7 protein-coding genes, 1 tRNA gene and 1 pseudogene are annotated in these 8720 nt (G+C 60.6%); all 9 read right to left on the minus strand.

The window, feature by feature from the left end; translation table 11 throughout:
• A pseudogene (locus tag QAT43_RS12520) lies at window positions 1–1267 on the minus strand (DNA-directed RNA polymerase subunit beta'); the annotation flags it as partial.
• A 27-nt stretch (window positions 1268–1294) separates the two neighbouring features.
• On the minus strand, window positions 1295–5404 hold the full coding sequence (gene rpoB, locus QAT43_RS12525; RefSeq protein ID WP_305043420.1) for a DNA-directed RNA polymerase subunit beta: 4110 nt from the start codon (window positions 5402–5404) through the stop codon (window positions 1295–1297).
• A gap of 88 nt (window positions 5405–5492) precedes the next feature.
• The gene (gene rplL, locus QAT43_RS12530; RefSeq protein ID WP_305043421.1) at window positions 5493–5876 is read right to left on the minus strand and encodes a 50S ribosomal protein L7/L12; all 384 of its coding nucleotides are present in this window, start codon (window positions 5874–5876) and stop codon (window positions 5493–5495) included.
• Between the two features lie 53 nt (window positions 5877–5929).
• Window positions 5930–6448, minus strand: coding sequence for a 50S ribosomal protein L10 (gene rplJ, locus QAT43_RS12535; RefSeq protein WP_305043422.1), 519 nt, complete (start codon window positions 6446–6448; stop codon window positions 5930–5932).
• A gap of 217 nt (window positions 6449–6665) precedes the next feature.
• Entirely contained in the window at window positions 6666–7367 is a 702-nt protein-coding gene (gene rplA / locus QAT43_RS12540) for a 50S ribosomal protein L1 (protein ID WP_305043423.1), read from the minus strand.
• 28 nt (window positions 7368–7395) lie between these two features.
• Window positions 7396–7818, minus strand: a complete 423-nt coding sequence (gene rplK / locus QAT43_RS12545) for a 50S ribosomal protein L11 (RefSeq protein WP_305043424.1) — start codon at window positions 7816–7818, stop codon at window positions 7396–7398.
• A gap of 46 nt (window positions 7819–7864) precedes the next feature.
• Window positions 7865–8398 (minus strand): transcription termination/antitermination protein NusG, encoded by a 534-nt coding sequence (gene nusG, locus QAT43_RS12550; protein WP_305043425.1) that lies wholly within the window; start codon window positions 8396–8398, stop codon window positions 7865–7867.
• Between the two features lie 17 nt (window positions 8399–8415).
• The gene (gene secE, locus QAT43_RS12555) at window positions 8416–8601 is read right to left on the minus strand and encodes a preprotein translocase subunit SecE (RefSeq protein ID WP_305043426.1); all 186 of its coding nucleotides are present in this window, start codon (window positions 8599–8601) and stop codon (window positions 8416–8418) included.
• Between the two features lie 35 nt (window positions 8602–8636).
• Window positions 8637–8713 (minus strand) — tRNA-Trp (locus QAT43_RS12560).
• Window positions 8714–8720: the final 7 nt, after the last annotated feature.

An 8720-nucleotide genomic window follows, 5' to 3' on the forward strand; every position in this document is an offset into this window, starting at 1 on the left:
GCATGACCGGGTGTTCCTTGATCACCTCGTCGAGCACGTCCCAGACTTCCGGCTTTTCCTTCTCCACCAGCTTCTTGGCGCTCTTGATGGTGGTGCAGTAGCCCTTTTCCTCGAGCTTGTTGTAGATAAAGGGCTTGAACAACTCCAGGGCCATCTTTTTCGGCAGGCCGCACTGATGCATCTTGAGCTCGGGGCCGACGACGATGACCGAGCGCCCGGAGTAGTCGACGCGCTTGCCGAGCAGGTTCTGGCGAAAACGTCCGCCCTTGCCCTTGAGCATGTCGGAGAGCGACTTGAGCGGCCGCTTGTTGGGGCCGGTGATGGCGCGCCCACGCCGGCCGTTGTCGAAGAGCGCATCGACGGATTCCTGCAGCATGCGCTTTTCGTTGCGGATGATGACTTCCGGCGCGCGCAGCTCGATGAGGCGCTTGAGCCGATTGTTGCGATTGATGACGCGGCGGTAGAGATCGTTGAGATCCGAGGTCGCGAAACGTCCGCCGTCGAGGGGCACCAGGGGGCGCAGCTCGGGCGGCAGCACGGGAATGGTTTCAAGAATCATCCACTCGGGGCGATTGCCGCTTTCGCGGAAGGCCTCGACCACCTTGAGCCGCTTGGCCACTTTCTTGCGCTTGGCCTCGCTGGCCGCCTCGCGCATCTCCTGGCGCAGATCGACAGCGAGGACCTCAAGGTCCAGCCCTGCCAGGAGCTCGCGAATTGCCTCGGCGCCCATGTCGGCGGAGAATTGGCCGGCGAACTCCTCCATGGCTTCGCGGTACTTGTCCTCGGTGAGCAGCTGCCCGACCTGCATGCCCGTGTCGCCGGCTTCGAGCACCACATAGGCCTCAAAGTAGAGAATCTTCTCCAGTTCCTTGAGGGTCATGTCGAGCAGGGTGCCGATGCGCGAGGGCAGCGACTTGAGAAACCAGATATGCGCAACGGGACAGGCCAGGTCGATGTGGCCGAGACGCTCGCGGCGCACCTTGCTGGGAATGACCTCGACGCCGCACTTCTCGCAGACGATGCCGCGGTGCTTCATGCGTTTGTATTTGCCGCAATTGCACTCGTAGTCCTTGGTCGGGCCAAAGATCTTGGCGCAGAACAAGCCGTCGCGCTCGGGCTTGAAAGTGCGGTAATTTATGGTTTCGGGCTTTTTGACTTCACCGAAGGACCGCTCGCGGATCTTGTCCGGCGAGGACACCGAGAGCCGAATGGCGTTGAAGCTCAGGGGATCCTTCGGGCGCTCAAAAAGGCTGAAGATATCTTCCAAGACACATCCTCCTTGTAGGATGGGGGTTTAGTCTTCCTCTTCCTCAAGAAGCTCGACGTCGAGGCACAGCGACTGCAGCTCCTTGATCAGCACGTTGAAGGACTCGGGCAGACCGGCCTCCAGCGTGTGCTTGCCCTTGACGATGGACTCGTAGATCCGGGTACGGCCGGCCACGTCGTCGGACTTGACGGTAAGGAACTCCTGCAACGCGTGAGCGGCGCCATAGGCCTCCATGGCCCAGACTTCCATCTCGCCGAGGCGCTGGCCGCCGAACTGCGCCTTGCCGCCCAGGGGCTGCTGGGTGACCAGGCTGTAGGGCCCGATGCTACGGGCATGGATCTTGTCGTCGACCAGGTGATGGAGCTTGAGCATGTACATGACGCCGACGGTGACCTTTTCCTTGAAGGCCTCCCCGGTCTTGCCGTCATACAGAGTCATCTGTCCGGAGGTGGCGCAGTTGGCGCGGGTCAGCACCTCGCGAATCTGATCCTCGGGTACCCCCTCGAACACCGGCGAGGCCATGGGCACGCCCTTGGACAGGCGCTGGGCCAGGGACAGGGTCTCCTCGTCGTTGAGCTGATCAATGAAGGCGCCGGTTTCCTTGTCGCCGTAGGCCTGCTTGATGCTCTCCTTGATCCGGGGAATGCCGAATTTCTCGTCCAGCGCCGCCTGAATCTGGAGGCCCAGCCCGCGGGCGGCCAACCCCAGGTGCGTTTCGAGAATCTGGCCAACGTTCATACGCGAAGGCACGCCGAGCGGATTGAGCACGATCTCGACGGGCGTGCCGTCGGCCATGTAGGGCATGTCTTCCTCGGGCAACACCCGCGAGAGCACGCCCTTGTTGCCGTGGCGGCCGGCCATCTTGTCGCCCACCTGCAGCTTGCGCTTGATGGCGATATAGACCTTGACCATCTTGATCACGCCCGGCGGCAGATCATCGCCACGCTTGATCTTTTCGATCTTATCGGCGAACACGCCGCGGATCAGATCCTCGCGCTCGCGCAGTCTGCGCAGGATCTCGGCCAGCTTCTCCTCGGCCTCCTCGGCGCCGCTCAGGGAGATTTCCGCCCAGCGCGATACCGGGATGCGCGCCAGGGCGTCCTCGCTGATCTTCACGCCCTTGCCGAGCAGCACGTTGCCCTTGTCGTCGGTGATGGTCACCGCCGAGCCGTGCCCGACCAGGACGTTGCGCAGCTTGGCGCGCGCCGAATTGCGGATGATGCGGATCTCGTCCTCCTGATCCTTGAGCAGCTTGTCGATTTCGGACTTCTCGATGATCTCGGTGCGGCTGTCCTTGTCGGCGCCCTTGCGCGAGAAGACCCGCGCCCCGATCACCACGCCCTCGACCCCCGGCGGCACCCGCAGGGAAGTGTCGCGCACGTCGCCGGCCTTCTCGCCGAAAATCGCGCGCAACAGTTTTTCCTCGGGCGAAAGCTGGGTCTCGCCCTTAGGCGTGATCTTGCCCACCAGGATGTCACCGGGACCGACCTCGGCACCGATGCGGATGATGCCGCTTTCGTCGAGATTGGCCAGGGCGTCCTCGCCCAGGTTGGGTATGTCGTTGGTAATCTCTTCCTTGCCCAGCTTGGTGTCGCGCGCCACGCACTCGAATTCCTCGATGTGCACCGAGGTGTAGCGATCCTCCTTGACCAGCTTTTCCGAGATGAGGATCGAGTCTTCGAAGTTGTAGCCTTCCCAGGGCATGAAGGCGACCACCACGTTCTGCCCCAGGGCCAGTTCGCCCCATTCGGTGGACGGGCCGTCGGCGATGATGTCGCCGCGCTTGACCCGATCGCCGACCTTGACGATGGGCTTCTGGTTGAGACAGGTGTTCTGGTTGGAGCGAGCGAACTTGATCAGGTTGTAGATGTCCACGCCGGTGCCGGTCTCATCGACTTCCTTCTCGTCGATCTTGACGACGATGCGCGCGGCATCGACGCTCTCCACCATCCCGTCATGGCGCGCCACCACCGCCGCGCCCGAGTCGTGGGCGACGATGCGCTCCATGCCGGTGCCGACCAGCGGGGCGTCGGCGCGCAGTAGAGGCACGGCCTGGCGCTGCATGTTGGAGCCCATGAGCGCGCGGTTGGCGTCGTCGTTTTCCAGGAAAGGAATCAGGGACGCGGCGACGGACACCAGCTGCTTGGGCGAAACGTCCATCAGCTCGATATCCTCGCGGTTGGCCATGATGAACTCACCGTTCTTGCGCGCCGTCACCAGTTCGTTCTGGAAGCGGTTGTCCTCGGTGAGCGGAGCATTGGCCTGGGCGATGGCGTGGTTTTCCTCCTCCAGGGCACTGAAATACTTGATTTCGCTGGTCACCTGCCCATCGCGCACGATGCGGTAAGGCGTTTCGACGAAACCGTATTCGTTGATGCGCGCGTAGGTGGAAAGCGAGGCGATCAGACCGATGTTGGGTCCCTCGGGCGTCTCGATGGGACACACCCGACCGTAGTGGGTGGGATGCACGTCGCGCACCTCGAAGCCGGCGCGCTCGCGGGTCAGACCACCGGGTCCCAGAGCCGAGAGACGCCGCTTGTGGGTGATTTCCGAGAGCGGATTGGTCTGGTCCATGAACTGGGAGAGCTGCGAGGAACCGAAAAACTCCTTGACCACCGCCGACACCGGCTTGGAATTGACCAGGTCGTGGGGCATGAGGCTGTCGACGTCCTGGAGGCTCATGCGCTCCTTGATGGCGCGCTCCATGCGCACCAAGCCGATGCGGTACTGGTTTTCCAGCAGCTCGCCGACGGTGCGCACGCGGCGATTGCCGAGGTGATCGATATCGTCGATGGCCCCCTTGCCGTTGCGCAGATCGATGAGGTAGCGCACCACTTCCAGGATGTCGTCCTTGGTCAAGGTGGTGTGCTCCAGGGGCGTGTCGAGACCCAACTTATAATTGAGTTTGAGCCGCCCCACGGTGGAGAGATCATAGCGCTCGGGATTAAAGAAGAGGCTGTCGAAGAGCGCCGTAGCACTTTTGGCCGTGGGCGGATCGCCGGGACGCAAGCGTCGGAAAATTTCGATGATCGCCTCATCGCTGCCCGCCACCTTGTCCACCAGAAGCGTCTCGCGCAGATAGGGGCCGACATAGAGATTGTCAATAAAGAGAATATTAAACTCGTTGATGCCGCGCTTGCGCAGTTCTTCCATCCGCACCGCGGTCAATTCCTCGTTGCACTCGACAATCACCTCGCCGGTGGAGGCGTCGACGATGTCCGTGGAAGCGATCTTGCCCAGCACGCTTTCCTCGTTGACGGGGATGTAGGCGATCCCAGCGTCGGCGATCTTGCGCACGGCGGCCTTGGTGAACTTGCGATTTTCGCGAACGATCACCTCACCGGATGCGTCAACCACGTCGCGGTCGGCGCGCTGGCCGAGCAACAGGTCGGTATTGACCCGTTTCTTGTAGCCCTCGCCGTCCCAGACGATCTCCTCGACGTCGTAATAATAGTTGAGCAATTCCTCGGCGCTGTAGCCCAGCGCCTTGAGCAGCACCGTCGCCGGTAACTTGCGCCGACGGTCGATGCGAACCCAAATGATGTCCTTATGATCAAAGTCAAAATCGAGCCAGGAACCGCGATAGGGAATGACCCGGGCGTTGTAGAGGATCTTGCCGCTGGCGTGGGTCTTGCCCTTGTCGTGATCGAAAAACACCCCGGGGGAGCGGTGCAGCTGGCTGACGATGACCCTTTCAGTCCCGTTGATGATGAACGTGCCGTTGTCGGTCATCAGGGGGATTTCCCCGAAATAGACCTCTTGCTCCTTGATATCGCGAATCGACTGGACGCCCGAGTCCTTGTCGGAATCCCAGGAAACCAGACGGACCTTGACTTTCATGGGGGCGGCGAAGGTCATGCCGCGCTGGTGACACTCTTCCACATCGTACTTGGGGGTGCCAAGTCCGTAGGACACATATTCGAGCGAACAGGTTTCGCTGAAATCACGAATAGGGAAAACGGAGCGAAAGACGGCTTCAAGCCCGATATTCCGGCGAGCCGAAGGAGGCAGCTCCGCCTGGAGGAAACGCTTATAGGAATTTTTCTGTATCTCGATGAGGTTGGGAATATCGATAATCCGCTTAACCTCGGTGAAATGTTTCCTCAGAAGCTGGTTATTCGCAATGGAATAAGCCATGTTTTCTCCTTTGAGTGACGAAAGTAGAACAGCCAAGGCCGCACGAGGCGACCTTGGCTTTGGTCTGCTTTATGCAGAAAAGCGGAAACTACTTGAGCTCGACAGTGGCGCCGGATTCTTCAAGCTGCTTCTTGAGATCGGCGGCTTCGGCCTTGGACACGCCCTGCTTGACCGGCTGGGGAGCACCTTCCACCAGGTCCTTGGCTTCCTTGAGGCCCAGACCGGTGATGGCGCGAACCACCTTGATGACGTTGATTTTCTTGTCGCCGGCAGAGGCGAGAATCACGTCGAACTCGTCCTTCTCTTCCACGGGAGCGGCCGCGGCGCCGGCGCCGGGAGCGACGGCAACCGCCATGGGGGCGGCGGCGGAGACGCCGAACTTTTCCTCGAGTTCCTTGACCAGACCAGCCAGTTCAAGAACGCTCATGTTTTCGATGAAAGAAATAACCTGCTCTTTGGTAATGTCAGCCATTGTTCCTGTATCCTCCGTAATGGGTCTTTGTCGTCAATGCGCGGGGCCTGTCGTCAGGCCGCCTTTTTGTCTTGAATCGCGGCGAGGGCCTGCACCAGCGAGCGGGGCACGGCGGCAAGAACGCCGACGAAATTGCTGACCGGGGCATTAAGGGTCCCGAGCAGGCGACCCAGCAGCACTTCGCGACTGGGCAGTTCGGCCAGGGCCTTGATGTCCTCGATGCTCAGGCGCTTGCCTTCCAGGGCGCCGGCCTTGAGCTGAAACTTGTCGTTGTTCTTGGCGAACTCGCTCAACACCTTGGCGGGCGCGACGGGATCCCCGCTGACCAGGGTCAGGGCGGTGGGTCCGGCCAGTTCCGCGTCGAGGCATTCAACGGTGGTACCCTTGGCGGCAAGGCGCAGCAGGGTGTTCTTGACCACGCGATACTCGGCACCGGCATTGCGCAACTCGGTGCGCAGCTGATTGACCTTCTCGACATTGAGGCCGCGATAATCCGCGAGGAAGGCCGCGTTCGCCCCGGCGAGTTGGTCGACCAGTTCGGCAACCATCTGTTCTTTACTGCTTCGGTTCAATGTCTCTCCTCCTTTCTTTCAGAATGGGCGAAGACCGACATGGCCTTCACATGTCCCGCAGGGCCGGGGGAGAGACGAACCTAAGGCCGTCACACCCTCTCCAAGCCTCGGCAGGGGTCGCACGCGACATTAAATGCCAGCTAAAAGCATCCCTGCTGTCTTTGACCCTGAGCGAGTGAAAATCGATCGTGAACCGGTCCCGGCGGGACCGGCGACATTACTTGACCAGCGCCTGAACCGCGGGGACATCGACGTTGACGCCGGGCCCCATGGTGGAGGAGACGCTGATCTTGCGCAGGTAGGCGCCCTTGGAGGTGGCGGGCTTGGCCTTGACCAAGGCGTCGACCAGCGAGATAAGGTTTTCGGACAATTTCTCCACGTCGAAGGACACCTTGCCGACGGGCGCATGGATGATGCCCGCCTTCTCGACGCGATACTCGACCTTGCCCGACTTGGATTCGCGCACCGCGCGGCCGACATCCAGGGTCACGGTGCCCACCTTGGGGTTGGGCATCAGACCGCGGGGACCGAGCAGACGACCGATCTTGCCGACCAGGCCCATCATATCGGGCGTGGCGATGGCCGTGTCGAAGTCATACCAGCCTTCCTGGATCTTGGCCACCAGGTCCTCGGCGCCGACATGATCAGCGCCGGCATCACGGGCTTCCTGCGCTTTTTCGCCCTTGGCGAAGACCAGGACGCGCACGTCCTTGCCGAGACCGTTGGGCAGCACCACCGCGCCACGCACCATCTGATCAGCCTTGCGCGGATCGACGCCGAGCTTCACGGCGACATCGACGGTTTCGTCAAACTTGGCCCAAGCGGTTTCCTTGACCAAACGCAGCGCCTCATCGAGGCCGTAAACCTGAGTGCGGTCGATTCGGGCTTTTGCTTCCTTGAGTTTTTTTCCGTTTGCCATCTTGTTCCACTCCCGATTAGGCCGTCTTTCAGGCGACCTCGATGCCCATGCTGCGGGCGGTACCTTCGATACTCCGCACTGCGGCATCCAGATCGAAACAGTTGAGGTCAGGCAGCTTGATTTTGGCGATCTCGATGACCTGATCGCGGGTGACCTTGCCGACCTTGTTCTTGTTGGGCACGCCGGAGCCCTTGGGCACCTTGGCGGCCTTCATGAGCAGTACCGCCGCGGGCGGCGTCTTGGTGATGAAGGTGAAGGAACGGTCGGCGTATACCGTAATGACCACCGGGGTGACCATCCCGTCCTGATCCTGGGTTCTGGCGTTGAATGCCTTGCAGAATTCCATGATGTTGACCCCGTGCTGGCCGAGGGCCGGGCCGACGGGCGGCGAGGGATTCGCCTTGCCGGCGGGAATCTGCAGCTTGATTTGACCGGTGATTTTCTTGGCCATGGATGGTTCTCCTTAAACCCCTGTAAATTACGTAACCAGCAAAGGCTTAACTGGTTTTTTCGACCTGGATGAATTCGAGCTCCACGGGCGTGGTGCGACCAAAAATGCTGACCATCACCTTGAGTTTGCCCTTGTCGGGTTTGACGTCCTCGACGACGCCAGTGAAATTCAGGAATGGCCCATCCACCACGCGCACCGTTTCGCCAACCTCGAATTCAACCTTGGGCTTGGGCCGGTCGACACCTTCCACCATGCGGCTGGTGATCTTGTTCACCTCTTCGTCGGGAATCGCCGGGGGGTTGTTGACGCCGCCGACGAACCCGGTGACCTTGGGCGTATCCTTGACGATGTGCCAGGTTTCGTTGTTCAACTCCATCTGCACAAGGATATAGCCGGGAAAAAACTTGCGCTGGGACGTTTTGCGCTCGCCCTTGCGCAATTCGACCACCGTCTCGGAGGGGATCAGAATGTCGCCGAAAAGCTCCTCCGCCCCCAGGGAGCGAATCCGCTCTTCGAGATTGGCCTTCACCTTGTTTTCATACCCGGAGTAGGTATGAACGCCATACCATTTCATTCCCATAACGGTCCCTGCCTTATTTACCGAAGAAGCAGCTTGACGACGCCGGCCAAAACCCAGTCGACAGCCCCCAGAAAGACGGTAACGAACACCACCAGCAGGATGACCACCGTTGTCGAGGCATAGGTTTCCTTCCGGGTCGGCCAGGTTACCTTTTTCAGTTCAGCCTTGACATGGTTGAGAAACTCGGTCGTTTTTTTCAGCACTCTCGTCAAACCTCATGGAGGGTTGCAGGAAAAACTGGCAGGCCAGGAGGGATTCGAACCCCCAACACCCGGTTTTGGAGACCGGTGCTCTAGCCGTTAGAGCTACTGGCCTGCATATA

This window comes from Geoalkalibacter sp. (assembly GCF_030604225.1).
GTDB lineage: Bacteria > Desulfobacterota > Desulfuromonadia > Desulfuromonadales > Geoalkalibacteraceae > Geoalkalibacter.

Bases quoted from the DNA above. Each gene is read 5' to 3' on its own strand.
- rpoB (WP_305043420.1), bottom strand. From the start codon at position 5,404: ATGGCTTATTCCATTGCGAATAACCAGCTTCTGAGGAAACATTTCACC.
- rplK (WP_305043424.1), bottom strand. From the start codon at position 7,818: ATGGCCAAGAAAATCACCGGTCAAATCAAGCTGCAGATTCCCGCCGGC.
- nusG (WP_305043425.1), bottom strand. From the start codon at position 8,398: ATGGGAATGAAATGGTATGGCGTTCATACCTACTCCGGGTATGAAAAC.
- rplL (WP_305043421.1), bottom strand. From the start codon at position 5,876: ATGGCTGACATTACCAAAGAGCAGGTTATTTCTTTCATCGAAAACATG.
- rplA (WP_305043423.1), bottom strand. From the start codon at position 7,367: ATGGCAAACGGAAAAAAACTCAAGGAAGCAAAAGCCCGAATCGACCGC.